General features: G+C 54.1%; 16 protein-coding genes and 1 pseudogene. 14 read left to right on the top strand and 3 right to left on the bottom strand.

Annotation, left to right across the window (positions count from 1 at the left end; all coding sequences use genetic code 11):
• Nucleotides 1-6 precede the first annotated feature (6 nt).
• Complete coding sequence (locus WMO20_RS03195) at nucleotides 7-672, bottom strand: Crp/Fnr family transcriptional regulator (protein WP_349185819.1); 666 nt, start codon at nucleotides 670-672, stop codon at nucleotides 7-9.
• A gap of 98 nt (nucleotides 673-770) precedes the next feature.
• On the opposite strand from WMO20_RS03195, the gene WMO20_RS03190 reads away from it, so the two are divergent.
• From WMO20_RS03190 to WMO20_RS03165, 6 genes and pseudogenes are all read left to right on the top strand, one after another.
• Nucleotides 771-1,490, top strand: coding sequence for an ATP-binding protein (locus WMO20_RS03190; protein WP_349185818.1), 720 nt, complete (start codon nucleotides 771-773; stop codon nucleotides 1,488-1,490).
• 21 nt (nucleotides 1,491-1,511) lie between these two features.
• Nucleotides 1,512-3,107: a hydroxylamine reductase gene (gene hcp, locus WMO20_RS03185; RefSeq protein WP_349185817.1), complete on the top strand. Its 1,596-nt coding sequence runs from the start codon at nucleotides 1,512-1,514 to the stop codon at nucleotides 3,105-3,107.
• Between the two features lie 139 nt (nucleotides 3,108-3,246).
• Nucleotides 3,247-3,513, top strand: a complete 267-nt coding sequence (locus tag WMO20_RS03180) for a hypothetical protein (protein ID WP_412376664.1) — start codon at nucleotides 3,247-3,249, stop codon at nucleotides 3,511-3,513.
• A 101-nt stretch (nucleotides 3,514-3,614) separates the two neighbouring features.
• A pseudogene (locus tag WMO20_RS03175) lies at nucleotides 3,615-3,848 on the top strand (hypothetical protein); the annotation flags it as partial.
• 329 nt (nucleotides 3,849-4,177) lie between these two features.
• A complete protein-coding gene (locus WMO20_RS03170) occupies nucleotides 4,178-5,026 on the top strand; it encodes a PRD domain-containing protein (protein ID WP_223383495.1) in 849 nt (282 codons plus the stop codon).
• An 88-nt stretch (nucleotides 5,027-5,114) separates the two neighbouring features.
• Nucleotides 5,115-7,214 carry a PTS sugar transporter subunit IIABC gene (locus tag WMO20_RS03165; RefSeq protein ID WP_349185815.1) on the top strand — a complete coding sequence of 700 codons (2,100 nt, stop codon included), beginning with the start codon at nucleotides 5,115-5,117 and terminating at the stop codon, nucleotides 7,212-7,214.
• Nucleotides 7,215-7,385: 171 nt separating this feature from the next.
• Here WMO20_RS03165 and WMO20_RS03160 read toward each other — a convergent pair whose 3' ends face one another.
• On the bottom strand, nucleotides 7,386-7,580 hold the full coding sequence (locus tag WMO20_RS03160) for a DUF3873 family protein (RefSeq protein ID WP_112091580.1): 195 nt from the start codon (nucleotides 7,578-7,580) through the stop codon (nucleotides 7,386-7,388).
• 276 nt (nucleotides 7,581-7,856) lie between these two features.
• On the opposite strand from WMO20_RS03160, the gene WMO20_RS03155 reads away from it, so the two are divergent.
• The 3 genes from WMO20_RS03155 to WMO20_RS03145 all read left to right on the top strand — a co-directional run bounded on the left by WMO20_RS03155 (nucleotide 7,857) and on the right by WMO20_RS03145 (nucleotide 10,837).
• On the top strand, nucleotides 7,857-9,911 hold the full coding sequence (locus WMO20_RS03155; RefSeq protein ID WP_349185814.1) for a TIM-barrel domain-containing protein: 2,055 nt from the start codon (nucleotides 7,857-7,859) through the stop codon (nucleotides 9,909-9,911).
• A gap of 219 nt (nucleotides 9,912-10,130) precedes the next feature.
• Nucleotides 10,131-10,343 (top strand): HFLK protein, encoded by a 213-nt coding sequence (locus WMO20_RS03150; RefSeq protein ID WP_349185813.1) that lies wholly within the window; start codon nucleotides 10,131-10,133, stop codon nucleotides 10,341-10,343.
• A 116-nt stretch (nucleotides 10,344-10,459) separates the two neighbouring features.
• Complete coding sequence (locus tag WMO20_RS03145) at nucleotides 10,460-10,837, top strand: desulfoferrodoxin family protein (protein WP_015536964.1); 378 nt, start codon at nucleotides 10,460-10,462, stop codon at nucleotides 10,835-10,837.
• A 151-nt stretch (nucleotides 10,838-10,988) separates the two neighbouring features.
• Here the strand turns inward: WMO20_RS03145 and WMO20_RS03140 are convergent, their stop codons facing one another.
• Nucleotides 10,989-11,642, bottom strand: a complete 654-nt coding sequence (locus WMO20_RS03140; protein ID WP_349185812.1) for an NAD(P)H-hydrate epimerase — start codon at nucleotides 11,640-11,642, stop codon at nucleotides 10,989-10,991.
• A gap of 202 nt (nucleotides 11,643-11,844) precedes the next feature.
• Here WMO20_RS03140 and WMO20_RS03135 point away from each other — a divergent pair, with 202 nt between their 5' ends.
• From WMO20_RS03135 to WMO20_RS03115, 5 genes are all read left to right on the top strand, one after another.
• Nucleotides 11,845-12,828 carry a Gfo/Idh/MocA family protein gene (locus WMO20_RS03135; protein ID WP_349185811.1) on the top strand — a complete coding sequence of 328 codons (984 nt, stop codon included), beginning with the start codon at nucleotides 11,845-11,847 and terminating at the stop codon, nucleotides 12,826-12,828.
• Nucleotides 12,829-12,916: 88 nt separating this feature from the next.
• On the top strand, nucleotides 12,917-13,189 hold the full coding sequence (locus tag WMO20_RS03130) for a hypothetical protein (protein ID WP_015536969.1): 273 nt from the start codon (nucleotides 12,917-12,919) through the stop codon (nucleotides 13,187-13,189).
• A gap of 73 nt (nucleotides 13,190-13,262) precedes the next feature.
• The gene (locus tag WMO20_RS03125; RefSeq protein ID WP_349185810.1) at nucleotides 13,263-14,030 is read left to right on the top strand and encodes an EFR1 family ferrodoxin; all 768 of its coding nucleotides are present in this window, start codon (nucleotides 13,263-13,265) and stop codon (nucleotides 14,028-14,030) included.
• 287 nt (nucleotides 14,031-14,317) lie between these two features.
• Entirely contained in the window at nucleotides 14,318-15,076 is a 759-nt protein-coding gene (locus tag WMO20_RS03120) for a cyclase family protein (protein ID WP_349185809.1), read from the top strand.
• An 18-nt stretch (nucleotides 15,077-15,094) separates the two neighbouring features.
• Entirely contained in the window at nucleotides 15,095-15,571 is a 477-nt protein-coding gene (locus tag WMO20_RS03115; RefSeq protein ID WP_349185808.1) for a YbaK/EbsC family protein, read from the top strand.
• Nucleotides 15,572-15,899 lie beyond the last annotated feature (328 nt).

The raw sequence follows: 15,899 nt of genomic DNA, 5'->3' as shown, positions 1-15,899 counted from the left end.
AAACGGTCAACGGGCCAACAGCTCAAAATGATTCCGCTTAGTGACCAGCAGCCCTTCCTTTTGCAGCTTGGAAAGCTCTGCCGACATGGCAGCGCGCTCCACGCAGAGAAAATCCGCCAGCTGCTGACGGTCAAAGGGAATGTCAAAGGAGAGGGAGGATTGCCGGATGGACTCGGCAGACAGGTAGGACAGCAGCTTTTCCCGTGTGGTCCGCTTGCTGACATGGGTGATCTTATCGTTGAAAAGCAGTATTTTGTTTGCCAGAACACTGACCAGATTGCGGATGAGCTTCTGGTGATGGTCGCAGGCGGTAGGGCAGGCGGTGAGCAGCCGCTTGACGTTGAGCAGCAGAATCTCGCAATCCTCCTCTGCCACCACACTGATGTTCAGGATGGCACCGGGAGTGGCGGCGTAAGGCTCGCCGAAAAAATCTCCGGTGTTGCACTTGGACAGGATGTTGCGGTGACCCCAAAGATCCTCCTGAATCACAAGGGTAGAGCCGGACAGCATAAGTCCCATGACCTCTGTGGAATCTCCGGCACGGAAGATATAGGAGCCCCGGGGGCGGGTGATCTTCGCTGCACTGACACAGTGCAGGATGGACAGAATCTCATCATCGGTAAGCCCGGTAAAGAAGGGGCAGTTCCGCAGAACAGGAAGATATTTTTGCATAAAAGTTCTCCTTGTTGGAATTCAAACATACAAGATGGCTTTAGTATACTATAATAAGGCTGCAAATGCAAAAACACCCACAACAGGAGAGTATAGATATGATTCGGAAGATCATCCATATTGACGAAGAAAAATGCAACGGCTGCGGGCTGTGCGCAACCGCCTGCCATGAAGGTGCCATTGATATCATCAACGGCAAAGCAAAGCTGGTGCGGGAAAATTTCTGCGATGGCTTTGGCGACTGCCTGCCGGGCTGCCCCACCGGAGCCATCACCTTTGAAGAGCGGGAAGCCCCTGCCTACGACGAGGCGGCGGTGCAGGAGAACAAAAAGAAGAAGAAATTGCAGGAAAAGATGAAGCACCTCCACGAGGGCGGCTGCCCCGGCTCCCGGATGCGGATGCTGGAACAGCAGGAGGCTGCCGAAAGTGTGGCTTCTGCCCCTGTGCAGTCCGTTTCCCGTCTGCGCAACTGGCCGGTGCAGATCAAGCTGGCACCCATCCACGCGCCCTACTTTGCGGGCGCAAAGCTCCTGATCGCGGCGGACTGCACGGCATACGCCTACGCCAATTTCCATCAGGAGTTCATGCGTGGTAAGGTGACCCTCATCGGCTGCCCGAAGTTGGACGCTGTGGATTACAGCGAAAAGCTTACCGAGATCCTGCGCAATAACGACATCCAGAGCGTGACCATCCTCCGCATGGAGGTGCCCTGCTGCGGCGGCTTGGAGATGGCGGCAAAAAAGGCACTGCAGACCAGCGGAAAGTTCATTCCGTGGCAGGTGGTCACCATCTCCATTGATGGTAAAATTCTGGATTAAGCAAATAGAGAGGAACTCAAGATGGAACATAAAATGTTTTGTTTTCAGTGCGAGCAGACAGCGTCCTGCACCGGCTGTACCGGAAAAGCGGGAGTATGCGGCAAGACCGCCGATGTCGCACAGCTTCAGGACGAACTGACCGGCGCTCTGGTTGGACTGTCCAGAGCCACGGACGGCGGTATGCAGGCAACGCCAGAGATGTGGCGGCTGATGATCGAGGGACTTTTCACCACAGTCACCAATGTGAACTTCAACGAAAATACGATTCGGGAACTGATCGGCCGGGTACATGCCGAAAAGGCGCGGCTGGCACCCGACTGCGCAGGCTGCGCTGCCCCTTGCGGACGCACCAGCGACTACGACATGAACCTGCTTTGGAGCGCCGATGAGGATATCCGAAGCTTGAAATCTCTTATTCTCTTTGGCGTGCGCGGCATGGCAGCTTATGCACATCACGCCTTGGTCTTGGGGTATACCGATGATGAGGTGAACCGCTTCTTTGCCAAGGCGCTCTTCGCCATTGGCGAGGACTGGGGCATGGAGGAACTGCTGCCTATCGTGATGGAGGTTGGCGAGAAAAACCTCAAGTGCATGGCGCTTCTGGATAAGGCCAACACCGAAAGCTACGGAACGCCCGTACCTGTTACCGTTCCGCTGACTGTAGAAAAGGGACCGTTCATCGTCGTCTCTGGCCATGACCTCCACGACCTGAAGCTGCTGCTGGAGCAGACTGAGGGGAAAGGCATCAACATCTATACCCATGGTGAAATGCTGCCCGCTCACGGCTATCCTGAACTGAAAAAGTATTCCCATCTCAAGGGCAATTTCGGCACGGCATGGCAAAACCAGCAGAAAGAGTTTGCAGAACTTCCTGCGCCGGTGCTGTTCACCACCAACTGTCTGATGCCGCCCAAAGCAAGCTATGCCGACCGGGTGTTCACCACGTCGGTGGTATCTTACCCCGAAATGATGCACATCGGCGCAGACAAGGACTTCGCCCCGGTGATCGAAAAGGCTTTGGAGTTGGGCGGTTATTCCGAGGATAAATCCTTCACCGGCATCAACGGCAGCAGCACGGTTATGACTGGTTTTGCCCGCGGTACGGTGCTTGGAGTGGCAGATCAGGTCATCGAGGCGGTCAAGTCTGGCGCGATCCGGCACTTCTTTCTGGTTGCCGGCTGCGACGGCGCACGCCCCGGCCGCAACTACTACACGGAGTTTGTAAAGCAGACGCCCGCCGATACCGTAGTGCTGACCCTTGCCTGCGGCAAATACCGTTTCAACGACCTTGACCTTGGTACCATCGGCGGCCTGCCCCGCCTGATGGATGTCGGACAGTGCAACGATGCTTACAGCGCCATCCAGATCGCTGTTGCGCTTGCGGATGCTTTCGGCTGCGGTGTGAATGACCTGCCGCTGTCCATGGTACTTTCCTGGTACGAGCAGAAGGCTGTGTGCATCCTGCTGACGCTGCTGTATCTGGGCATTAAGAATATCCGTCTTGGCCCTACGCTGCCAGCATTCATTTCACCGAACATCCTTAACTTCCTGGTAGAAAACTATGGCATCGCGCCGATCACAACGCCGGAAGAAGATTTGAAAGCATTGTTGAAATGATTGGGGGTTCTGTGAGAAGCACAGCTGGGAGAAAAGAAAAATCATCTTATACCGCTTTGGGGGGAAACGTGGTATAATCTTTGCAGGAACCACCGCAGAAAACGAGCGGCGCTGAGAAAGATTTTGGGAAAGCGAAATGATGAACGAGACTGCAATGCAGGACACCATGCTTTTCTTTGACCAGCACCAAGGCGTATATCCTCTTGATAGGGTGGCTTATCTGGTGGGGCACCACCACAGCCCGGAGCAGATCGACGGCATCGACTACCAAATCCTGATCGAAGCGGATTATATCGTCAATGCATCCGAAAGCGGGTACAGCCAGCAGACGATTCAATCCTTTATGGAGCATACCATGAAAACGACGGCAGGCATCCGACTGACAAAAACGGTGTTTGGAGTATAACGGAAGAGCTTGCCGCAAAATACGAAAAAAAGATTCCATAGCGAGTGACCTGAAAAGGCCGCTCGCTTTTTCTTTACCATGAACTTGAAGGGAGGAACGCTATGCCAAGCAAAACCGAAGAATATCTTGCCCTTGCCCAGCGCACCGATGCCACCGCCTGCGCCGACTACGATGTTTGGAACAACCGAATGAACCGTTATGTCAGGCGTGGCTCTAAGGGCATCGCTCTGCTGGATGAATCCAGCGGATTCCCGCGCCTGCACTACGTTTTCAATGTGTCGGATACGGGTGTGCGCCGCAATTCCCGTGACCCCGACCTGTGGCAGTACAAGGAATACTCTTACTTGTCAATCTGCTGTAAAAAATCACCCAAGTTTGGGTAAAATTGACAAAGTGAAAAAGAAAGCCGCTTCTATCTTGACACTCCACAAAGAATATGGTATTGTAGTCAAGCATAAAATAAGTTATTCTTCAAGTGCTTAATTTGTTTGTGCCTTACAAAAAAGAAAATTGTACGTGAGCAGCGTCGTTGGATTGTTACCGTTTGGCGGGCTAGACCAACTCTGCATAGCACAAGCCGAAAGCGTGTTTCAGCCTTCGGTATGTTTGCTGTGTCGAGAGTGGTCTTTTTTTATTGCCTTTTTCAACCTGAGGAGGAGAAACAATGCAATATACCGTCAAAAAACCGATCAACAACAACATTCTGCGCGTGGTGGATCCCACGGGCTGTGAGCTGATCGTCACCGGGCGAGGTCTGGGCTTTGGCGTTAAGCCGGGCTATAAAATCGAGGCTGAAACCGTGGAGCGCAGCTACCGCATGACCAGCCCTGCCGTGCAGCAGAAGTTGGTGGAACTTCTGGAACAGATTCCGTATGAGCATCTGCTGCTCACCGACGAGCTGGTGGCAATGATCCGCAGCCGGGTGAACTACCCGCTGAACGAAAGCCTGCTCATCACGCTGGCAGACCACATCAGCTTTGCCATTCAGCGCAGCGAACAGGGGATTCGCTTTTCCAACCCGCTGATGGCTCCCATTCGGGAATTTTACCCGGAAGAGTATCGCCTTGGCATGGAGTGCCTTGCCGCCATCCGCCAGCGCTGCCATGCAGACCTTTCGGACGACGAGGGCGGCTTCATTGCGCTGCACATCGTCAACGCAGAGCTCAACACCACCATGAGCGTGGTGAACGATGTCACTCGCTTTGTGGATGGCTGCGTGCAGGTGGTGGAATACTTCTACAACTGCCATTTTGACCGGGATGCACTGGATTTCAGCCGCTTTACAGTGCATTTGCGCTTTTTTGCGCAGCGCGTATTTCAAGGAAAACAGGAACAGGAAAACGATACCCACGACGAAGTGTTCCGCGCCCTAATCGCCCGCAATTGCAGCGAACACTACAAATGTGCCTGCTGCATTGCGGAGTATGTGCGCAACACCTGGCACAAGGAGCTTTCGGACGAAGAACTGGTGTTCCTTACGATCCATCTGAAACGGATTCGGATGGGGAAATAAGCTTTCTTGCTTCACCTTTGATTCTCCACAGGTTTTTCCTGTGTGGATATATATGCTGGATACGAACTTGAGAAAAGGAGAACTGAAGATGAAAGACAAGATCTTTGGCGTGCTGCAGCGCGTGGGACGCAGCTTTATGCTGCCCATTGCACTGCTGCCTGTAGCGGGCCTGCTGCTGGGTATCGGCAGCTCGTTCACCAACGAAACCATGCTGGCGGCCTATGGCCTGAACAGCGTCATCCACCCCGGTACCCTGATCTACACCATTCTGGACGTGATGAGCCAGACCGGCAGCGCCGTATTCAACAATCTGGCGCTGCTGTTCGCCATGGGCGTGGCCATCGGCATGGCCCGCAAGGAAAAAGAGGTGGCTGCCCTGTCCGGCGCAGTGGCCTATATCATTATGAACACGGCCATTCAGGCCATGATCAACGCGGCAGGCGGCGTGGACGCAATGCCTGCCAACTCCACCACCACCATGCTGGGCATCACCACCCTGCAGATGGGTGTGTTCGGCGGCATCGTGGTCGGCCTGGGCGTGGCGGCGCTGCACAACAAGTTCTATAAGATCGAGCTGCCGCAGGTGCTGGCCTTCTTCGGCGGCACCCGCTTTGTGCCCATCGTCAGCTCTATTGTGTATCTGGTGGTCGGCATTGCCATGTTCTATATCTGGCCGGTGGTGCAGAGCGGTATTGCCGCGCTGGGTGCACTGGTGCTGGCTTCCGGCTACGCAGGCACCTTTATTTACGGCCTGCTGGAGCGTGCGCTGATTCCCTTTGGACTGCATCATGTGTTCTATATGCCGTTCTGGCAGACCGCTGTGGGCGGCACCGCCATCATCGATGGCGTTACCGTGACCGGCGCACAGAACATCTTCTTTGCCGAGCTGGCCTCCAAGTCTACCACGGTGTTCTCGGTCAGCGCTACCCGTTTCATGGCCGGTAAGTTCCCCTTTATGATGTTCGGTCTGCCCGGCGCGGCGCTGGCTATGTACCAGTGCGCCAAGCCGGAAAAGAAAAAGGTTGCAGGCGGCCTGCTGCTTTCCGCAGCCCTGACCGCCTTCCTCACCGGCATCACCGAGCCGCTGGAGTTTACCTTTATCTTTGTGGCACTGCCCATGTACGCGGTGCACTGCGTGCTGGCCGGTCTGTCCTTCATGCTGATGCACATTCTGAATGTGGGCGTGGGCATGACCTTCTCCGGCGGTCTCATCGACCTGGTGCTGTTCGGTGTGATGCAGGGCAACGCCAAGACCCACTGGGTGTGGGTGGTCGTGGTCGGTGCGGTGTACTTTGTACTGTACTACATCATTTTCCGCTTTATGATCTCCAAGTTTGACTACAAGACACCGGGCCGTGATGATGCCGAGGAAGTCAAGCTGTACACCCGTGCGGACGTGAACGCCCGCAGCGCCGCTTCCGGCAGCACCGCCCCCGCAGGGGATGATCCGGTCAGCGCCCTGATCGTAGAAGGTCTGGGCGGTGCCGCTAATCTGTCCGACGTGGACTGCTGCGCCACCCGTCTGCGCTGCACCGTCAAGGATGCGGCACTGGTCAAACAGGATGTGCTCAAGGCCTCCGGTGCCTCCGGTGTGATCTGCAAGGGCAATGGTGTGCAGGTGGTGTACGGCCCTAAGGTAGCCGTCATCAAGGCAAAGCTGGAAGATTATCTGGAAAATGCGCCTAAGACCCCGGCGGCGACTGCAACACCCGCCCCGGCGGCTCCCGCAGCAAAGGATACCGTGCTGTCTGCCTGCCTGAACGGCACTGTAGTGCCGCTGGCCGATGTAAAGGATGAAGCCTTTGCCAGCGGTGCACTGGGGGATGGCATTGCCATTGAGCCCACCGACGGTGAACTGGTGGCACCTGCTGACGGCGAGATCTCCTCCACCTTTGAGACCCACCATGCCGTGGGCATGACCACGGCTGACGGTGCCGAACTGCTGATGCACATCGGCATCGATACGGTCAAGCTGGGTGGCAAACACTTTACCTACCTCGTCAACGAGGGTGACAAGGTGAAGAAAGGCCAGCCGTTGATCCGCTTTGATCTGGAAGCCATTAAGGCCGAAGGATATCCCGTGACTACGCCGCTCATTGTCTGCAATACCGATGACTATGCCGCTGTCGCGGCTAAAGCCAGTGGCACCGTAAAGCAGGGCGATGCGCTGCTGGAACTGAAGCACTAAGCGTTTCTCCCAAACTGTAAGGCAGGGTTGTTATAAAAGGGGCTGTTGCAAAATAGCCCCAACGAAAAAATGAGATAGGTTTCCCCAAAAGGGGTTGTCTATCTCATTTTTTTGTTGTAAACTGAAACTGCAATGAACCGACTACAGAATGAACAGTATACTCGACGTCCTTTAGTTTATATAGTAGCGGTCCTGTTTTTCGAGCCAATCTTCACACAGCCGCTGGGCTTCGTCCTTTGTGCAGCAGGTGCAGTTGAAAAGTTTGCCACGGATGGAACAGTAAGTGTAGTGTACCTTCGGGACTCCATTGGCATCTCGAAAATTAACGCAACGTTCCTCACCGGGCAGCAGATAGATCGTATCCACGTTCAGCAGCTCCTTTTACCTTCGTTCATGTGCTAAGGGCACAACCGCAGCTATTGGGTTGAAAATAAGGCTGAAGCCCCAATTGCTCCAGCCAATGTCAGAGTTTCTTATCGCAAGTCAAGAAATTAGCGCAACATTCAACAGCATATTTGCGATATGCAATTCAACGTTGTTGCTGTTGCATTAAAAAGTTGAATTGCTATAATTGTCCATCAAAAATACGTTGGTTCGTTTTACACTGTGACGATTCAAAAAACAGAGGAGAGATATTTTACTATGATCTACAAAAAGCGATACGGTCAACCGTTTGATACCGAAAGTGTAGTGGGTTCTTTTTTGCCCATGATGGAAACGATACCCTATCTGACCAAGGAGCCGGATGGTTTTTCCTATGCCATGGAACCGCAGGATGTCCTGTATGGTCTTGGCGAGAACGTCCGTGGTATCAACAAGCGCGGGTGGGTGTACGAAAGCAAATGCTCCGATGACGGCAACCATACCGAGGGCAAATCCTCGCTGTACGGTGCTTATAATTTTATGATCGTGTCCGGCAAGGATACATTTGGCTTTTTTATCGACTACCCGGGCAAGGTCACCTTTGACTGCGGCTACACCGACATGGATACCTTACGCATCACGGTGGCCGAGGAAAATTACGATTTGTACATCATTGAGGGCGAAAGCCTGACCGATATTGTGCACCAGTTCCGCCAGTTGGTGGGGCGCAGTTATATTCCGCCCAAATGGGCTTTTGGCAACGCCCAGAGCCGCTGGAGCTACATGAACGAGGACGAGGTCCGCGAGGTGGTGGCAAATTACCGTGCCAATAATATGCCGCTGGACGCCGTGGTTCTGGACATTGATTACATGGAGCGTTACAAGGACTTTACGGTGGATGCGCAGCGCTTCCCGCATTTTGCAGACTTTGCCGCCGAGATGAAAGCGCAGGGCATCCGTCTTGTCCCCATCATCGATGCAGCAGTCAAGGTCGAAGAGGGATATGATGTGTACGAGGAAGGCGTGAAAAACGGCTACTTCTGCACGAATCAGGATGGCACCCCCTTTGTAGCCGGTGTGTGGCCGGGACGGGTACACTTCCCCGATATGCTCAACCCGGAAGCCCGTGCTTGGTTTGGCAGTCAATATAAAGCTCTGCTGGATCAGGGGATCGAGGGCTTCTGGAATGATATGAACGAGCCTGCTATCTTCTACGCAGAGGAAAGACTGAAAAAGACTTTTGCTCAAATTGAGAAATACAGCAAGCAAAACCTGGATATTTCCAGCTTTGGTGCTTTTACCGGCATGGTGGCAGAGCTTTCCAACAACGAAAACGATTATAAGCTGTTCTACCACAACACCAAGCAGGGGCGTATGCGGCACGACAAGGTACATAATCTTTTTGGTTATAACATGACCCGTGCTGCAGGCGAGGCTTTTGAGCGGCTGGAGCCGGACAAGCGCATTTTGATATACTCCCGTTCTGCCTGCATCGGGATGCACCGGTATGGCGGCATCTGGACCGGCGACAACCATTCTTGGTGGAGCCACATTCTGCTTGCGCTGCACATGATGCCCTCCCTGAATATGTGCGGCTTCCTGTACGAAGGCCCCGACATTGGCGGCTTTGGCAGCAATACCACGGAAGATTTGGTATTGCGCTGGTACGGCATGGGCATCTTCTCTCCGCTGTTGCGGAACCACTCTGCCAAGGACACCCGCCGGCAGGAGCCCTACCGCTTTAAAAACAAGGCCGCCTTTGCCGGTATTTTACAGCTGCGCTACCTGCTGCTGCCCTACATTTACAGCGAGTACATGAAAGCTGCCCTGCACGACGGCATGTACTGTATGCCGTTGGCTTTTGCCTTCCCGGAGGACGACTTTGCCCGCCGGGTGGAGGATGAGGTGATGATCGGTGAAAGCCTGTTGATCGCCCCGGTATATGAGCAAAATGCCCGTGGTCGGTATGTTTACCTGCCGGAGGAGATGCTGCAGGTGCGGGTAAAGTGCAGCGAAAGCAACCGCATCGAAACCAGCGTGCTGCCGGCAGGCCATCATTACATTCCGGTGGAGCTGGATGAAGTGGTGTTCTTTATGCGCAAGGGACACCTTCTGCCCCTCGCCAAGGGTGGCAAGAAGATCCAGAATGTTGCCGACGTGGACTTCACAGACCTGCGTCTGCTTGCCTATGCTCCCGATGGTGCATCCTATGAATACTATACCGATGACGGCGAGACGAAGGATTACGACAAGCCGGAACATTTTGTGCATATCACGCTGGATGCGGATGGAAACGCAAAGAGTGATCGTGCTACGGTCAAAGTAGAAGGATAATCGTCAGTCATTACGCAGTTCCTACAGAGTGACAGCGTTTCAGCTTGAAATGCTGCCACTCTTTTTTGTTGTCTATATCACAGATGAAATAGCCACTCTATCTGGGAATCCGGGAAGAATGAGATGACGAGAAATGCTGAAAGAGATGTTTATGGGACAGCTCTTTCAGTAAAATGACCTCAGAAGAAGCAAAACACACTTCAGACGGAGGAAAATACAATGTCAAACGGTGATTACGGCTATTTCGGCAAGGGCGACACGGGCTATGCCCAGTACATGACGGCTTTCAACCGCAACTTCGGCGGCTCGTCCGGCGGTGGTGGCGGCGGAAACCACAATAATGGCGGCGGCGGGGGAGACGACGGCGGCTGCGGCTGTCTCATTGCCATTGCGGTGGTGGTCGTGCTGGTGCTCCTCGCCATGGGAAGCTGAGGGCATCCCCACGGCACAAGGCTGTCTTGCGTGACCCGGTCACAGAAAATCTAACTAGGAAATGTTATCATATAGTCACGGAAAACACTAACAACATTCCGATGGAGGATTTTAATATGAAGGCAAAGTTTTATATCTGTGAGCACTGTGGCAACCTGGTCACCACCATCCACAACGCAGGCGTTCCGCTGGTCTGCTGCGGCGAAAAGATGAAGGAGCTGCTCCCCAACACGGTGGAAGCCAGCGGCGAAAAGCACCTGCCGGTGGCAGAGCTTTCCGGCAGCACCCTCACGGTTACGGTGGGTGCAGTGGAGCACCCCATGGTGGATGTGCACCACATCCAGTGGCTCTTTGTGGAGACCGAAAACGGCGGACAGCTCCGCTACCTCGCCCCCGGTCAGGCACCAAAGGCGGTGTTTGAACTGGGCAGCGAAAAGCCGGTGGCGGTCTACGCCTACTGCAATCTGCATGGTCTGTGGATGACGAAACTTTAAAAAATAAACGGGCTCCTGCCAGTGGTTAAACGCTTGCAGGAGCTTTTTTGCGTGCAGACGCTTTTCTGTGGAAAGGAAGCATGACACCGTTATTATGAAGAAAAATCTCACAGAGCTTGTTTTTATCCTTGACCGCAGCGGCAAGTCCTCGTCAAAATTCCGGGTGCCATTCGTCCCGGATACCAATGTCGGCGCAGACGATTTTTCCACACAGGGGCGAAGAAATTTCTGCCAGATGCAGCGGCTTATAGCTGTCGAAGGTTACGGTCAGGTCTGCATGAGCAGCACCTTCGGCAACCTCGCCGGTATCCGTATTGATGCCGCTGGGCAGGTCTACGGCCAGCACAAAGGCACCGTCCTTGTGCAGACGGCGTATCAGCCCGCAGGCAGCAAGACCGGAAGGCCGCAGTTCACCATGGAACCCGGTGCCGTAGAGGGCATCCACAACGGCAACAAAGCGCTGCATTTCCAGTACAGAACCGTCGGCGCAGATGTGCACCGGCAGGGAGTGCAGACGCTCAAAATTGCGGATGGCGTCAGCAGTTTTCGGCTCGCTCTCAGCCAAAAGAACGGTCACATTCCAACCATCTTTTGCAGCGGCACGGGCGATCACGAACCCATCGCCGCCGTTGTTGCCCTTTCCGCAGACCACCAGCAGCCTGCCGGGATGCGGGAACTGCTTTTGCAGTTCGGCGTAAGCAGCCAGCCCGGCGTTTTCCATCATTTGCAGGTAGGACAGACCGTGGGCATCCCCGGCTCGTTCGATCTCCTTCATCTGCGCAGCCGTCACAATGCGGTGTTTCATGTTGGCACCTTCTTTCTGTCTTTATTATAATGGATGGGACTGCTGGGAACAAGATGAAAGATGCCGGTGCATAGAATCTGTCCCCGGAGAGTGGCAATAAGCCCTCCGGGGATATTTTTGTTTTTGGGAATCTTTTCCGCAAGGAAAAATCATGGTATACTGAACGCAACGAATCCAAAGTAATAAACCGGGAGGTACCGTTATGAAGTGGGGAATTTTAGCGACCGGCACCATTGCCAAAAAATTTGCGTCTACGGTGGAACAGATGGGCGCAGAGGGAGAGCAGCTTGTTGCCGTGGGTTCACGGCACATGGAAAGCGCACAGGCGTTTGCACAGCAGTACGGCATTCCCCGCTGCTATGACTCCTACGAAGCCCTTGCCGCCGACCCGGAGGTGGAGGCAATCTATATTGCCACCCCCAACACCCTGCATTACGAAAACTGCAAGCTCTGCCTGGAGCAGGACAAGCACGTTCTGTGCGAAAAGCCCTTTACCATCAGCCCGGAGCAGGCGCAGCAGCTGTACCGTCTGGCGGAGGGAAAGCACCTTTTTCTCATGGAGGCGTTCTGGATCTGGCTGCTGCCGCTGTACGACCGCCTGCGCCAGATCCTTGCGGCTGGCACCATCGGGGAGCTGAAGCAGATCACCTGCCAGTACGGCTTTGTGGCCTCCGGTGCCCGAAAGGACCGCAAGTTTGATTCCGGTCTGGGCGGCGGTGCGTTGCTGGATATCGGCATCTACAATCTGGGTTTTCTGCGCATCCTCACCGGACAGGACCCGGAGAAGGTGGAAACCAAAGAGGTGCACATCAACGAGTACGGCACCGACGATTACAGTCGCCTTGTGCTGACCTACCCCGGCGGCTGCAAGGCAGAGTCTGTCCAGACCATCGGGCAGGAGCTGGAGCGTAATGCCCGCATTGTTGGCACCAAGGGCAGCATCTTTCTGCCGGATTTCCAGCACGCCGAGACCATGACGCTGGAAGTGGAGGGCAAAGAGCCGGAGGTCATCCGCTGCCCGGTGGACATCAACGGCTTTGAGTATGAGATCCGGGAAGCAAGCCGCTGCGTCAAGCTGGGGCGTACCGGCAGCGACCGCTACACCCCGCAGGACAGCCTTGCCCTGACCCGCCTGATGTACGACACCCGCATGAGCTGGGGCATGAAGTTTGCGGGCGAGGTGTAAGCACACACCTTGCACAGGGGACTTTTTGTGTGCGGAAACCATGGGACACTAAGAACGACAACTTGGAATTTAATGGAGGGATGTTTCTATGAAATCTTTTGTTTGCAGTTTGTGTCACAATGGCATAGTTGGAGGAGGTCTGTACCTCGACAGTCAGTCGCTTACTTACAAGACAAACAAGCTTACAGTTGGCAAAAAATACAGAAATTTAGTTTTGCCGATGCAGGAAATAAAAGAAATCTCTTGGAAGTGGATAGTCTTTCCAATTGCAACAGTTAATATGAAAAATGGAGAACTATATAAATTCATTATTTTCAATAAATCACGCTTTGCAAGATGGTTTCAAGAGTATTCTCAATAAATACAAAGTGTCAAGTTCCAGTCTGCCGGGCAGACAGGCAACTGAAAACCACACAAAAAACGAAGGAGCAGCCATGGTACTTTATTTTACGGGAACCGGCAACAGCCGGTATCTGGCGCGGCGCATTGCCGAAGGGTTGGAAATGCCGCTTTACGACCTGAACGCTTGTATCAAGGTAGGGGATACTGCCCCGGTGCAGACCGGGCGTGACGTGGTGCTGGTCACGCCTACCTATGCATGGCGCATCCCCCGAGTGGTGTCGGAGTGGCTGGGCAAGACCACGCTGACCGGGGCAGAGCGCATCTGGTTTGTGATGGACTGCGGCAGCGAGATCGGCAATGCAGCAGGCTATAACCGGCAGCTTGCGGCGCAAAAGCACTTGCAGTACATGGGCACAGCTCAGATCATCATGCCGGAAAACTACATTGCCATGTTTAATGCACCCCAGAAGGAGCAGGCACGGAGCATCGTGGAACAGGCAGAGCCCGGGCTTCAGAAGGTGCTGACCCGGCTCAGAGCCGGGCAGGAATTTCCCCCGCCGAGAGAAAACCTCTACGACCGCTTTATGAGCGGCCCGGTGAACCCGGTGTTCTATCGCTTTTTTGTAAAAGCCGATGCCTTCCGGGCAACGGATGCCTGCATCGGCTGCGGTAAGTGCGTGGAGCTATGCCCTCTGAACAACATCCATCTGGAAAACAGCAAACCGGTCTGGGGCAAAAACTGCACCCACTGCATGGCGTGCATCTGCTATTGCCCGAAAGAAGCTATCGAGTACGGCAAAAAGAGCAAAGGCAAGCCCCGGTATCACTTTGAAGCACTGGAAAAGAAGCAGGACGTATGAAATTAAGGGGGCTCCGGCAGTGGGCAACCGGCTGACGAGAAGGCAGATTTGTCTTTGAAAGAATAAACCTATTGACATGGTGCGAAAATGGGTTTATACTATCCCCAACACAAGGAAGGGAGCGCAGACAGATGAAACATACAGCAGATGCCCGGCACAGGCTGCCCGGGCGAATGCGCTGCTCCCAGACAAATTCCCGGCAGACAGACTGAGAAAAAAACAGGAAGATGCCGTTGTCTGGGAGAAGTGCCCGAACATACATCGTCACAATAAAAGGAGAACCGACAATGGCTGTTTATAAACTGTGGAACGCACTGAAGGATGCTAAAAAATATCACTGGGTGGAACTTTCTCACTCGCTGAACAACGAAAGCCCCTACTGGTCCGGTATCCCGGAAGGCTCTGTGGAGCTGGCAAAGACCGTGTGGGACTGGGGCAAGCCGGAACTGGAATGCCTGATCCAGACCTTCAAATTCCCCGGACAGTTTGGTACCCATATCGACTTCCCGGGTCACTTCATCAAGGGCAAAGCACTGTCCGAAAAGTACGATGTGAATGACCTGATTTTCCCGCTGGTGGTCATTGATATCTCTGAGCAGGCCAAGAAAGACCCCCGCTACGCTGTGACGGTGGAGGACATCAAGGCCTATGAAGCAAAGTACGGCCCCATCCCGGATGGTGCGCTGGTGGCTCTGCGCAGCGACTGGTACAAGAAGTGGCCGGATATGGATGCGCTGTCCGGCATCGACGCAGAGGGTAAAGAAAATGCCCCCGGCTGGTCGCTGGAAGCATTGGAGTATATCTACAAGGTGCGCAACGCCGCCGCCAACGGCCACGAAACGCTGGATACCGATTCCTCTGCGGTGGCGGAGGAAAAGGGTGATCTTGCCTGCGAGCGCTATGTTCTGGACAACGACAAGCTGCAGGTGGAAGTGCTTGCAAATCTGGATAAAGTACAGCCTGCCGGTGCGGTGGTCATCGTTTCTTATCCCCGCATTGAAGGTGCAACTGGTCTGCCCGCACGGGTCTGGGCCATTACCGAATAAGAGCGGAGAAGTGGGAAAATGTCCTTTGAAAAAGCAAAAGCAGACCTGGAAGAAAAAGGTCTGGGAGACCATGTCATTGTGCTGAGCGAGTCCTCGGCCACCGTGGCAGAGGCAGCCCACGCACTGGGCGTAGAGCCTGCCAGCATCGCAAAAACGCTGTCGGTTTTGCAGGGCGAAAAGCCGGTGCTCATCGTCACCGAGGGCACGGCAAAGCTGGACAACCACAAGTACAAGAGCCTGTTCCACATGAAGGCTAAAATGATCCCCTACGATGAGGTGGAGACCTATGTGGGTCATGCGCCCGGCGGCGTGTGCCCCTTTGGGGTGAACGAGGGCGTGGCGATCTATCTGGACGAGAGCCTGCGCAAGTTCGACACCGTCTACCCGGCAGCGGGCAACGGTCACACCGCCGTCAAGCTGACCTTGCAGGAGCTGGAAGCCGCCGCCGGAGCCGAGGGCTGGGTGGATGTCTGCAAGGAGCCGGAAGGCGAGTAAGGTAACACAAGATAAACGCAAAGAGAGTTCTGCCCGGACCTTCGTCCGTGACAGAACTCCCTTTTTGCTTCGCAGAATAATTCACAACACACCTCTATCTTTATTTCTACCGCAAGTCAAGAAATTAGTGCAACATTCAAACAGCATATTTGCGATATGCCATTCAACGCTGTTGCTGTTGCATTAAAAAAGTTGAATTGCTATAAAAGCATATAGTTAGCTTCTCCTAAAAACCCTTGACCTTTTTGCCGGAGCCATGCTGTATGTGGTGGAAGAGCTGATCCCGGAAATGTCGCAGGGACAGAACTCCAACGTTGGCACGGTGTTT

It is taken from the genome of Faecalibacterium intestinale (genome assembly GCF_040096575.1).
In the GTDB taxonomy this organism is placed as follows: Bacteria; Bacillota; Clostridia; order Oscillospirales; family Ruminococcaceae; genus Faecalibacterium; species Faecalibacterium intestinale.
Note: the sequence above shows the minus strand (reverse complement) of the source record. Positions and strands in the feature narration are given on the sequence as shown.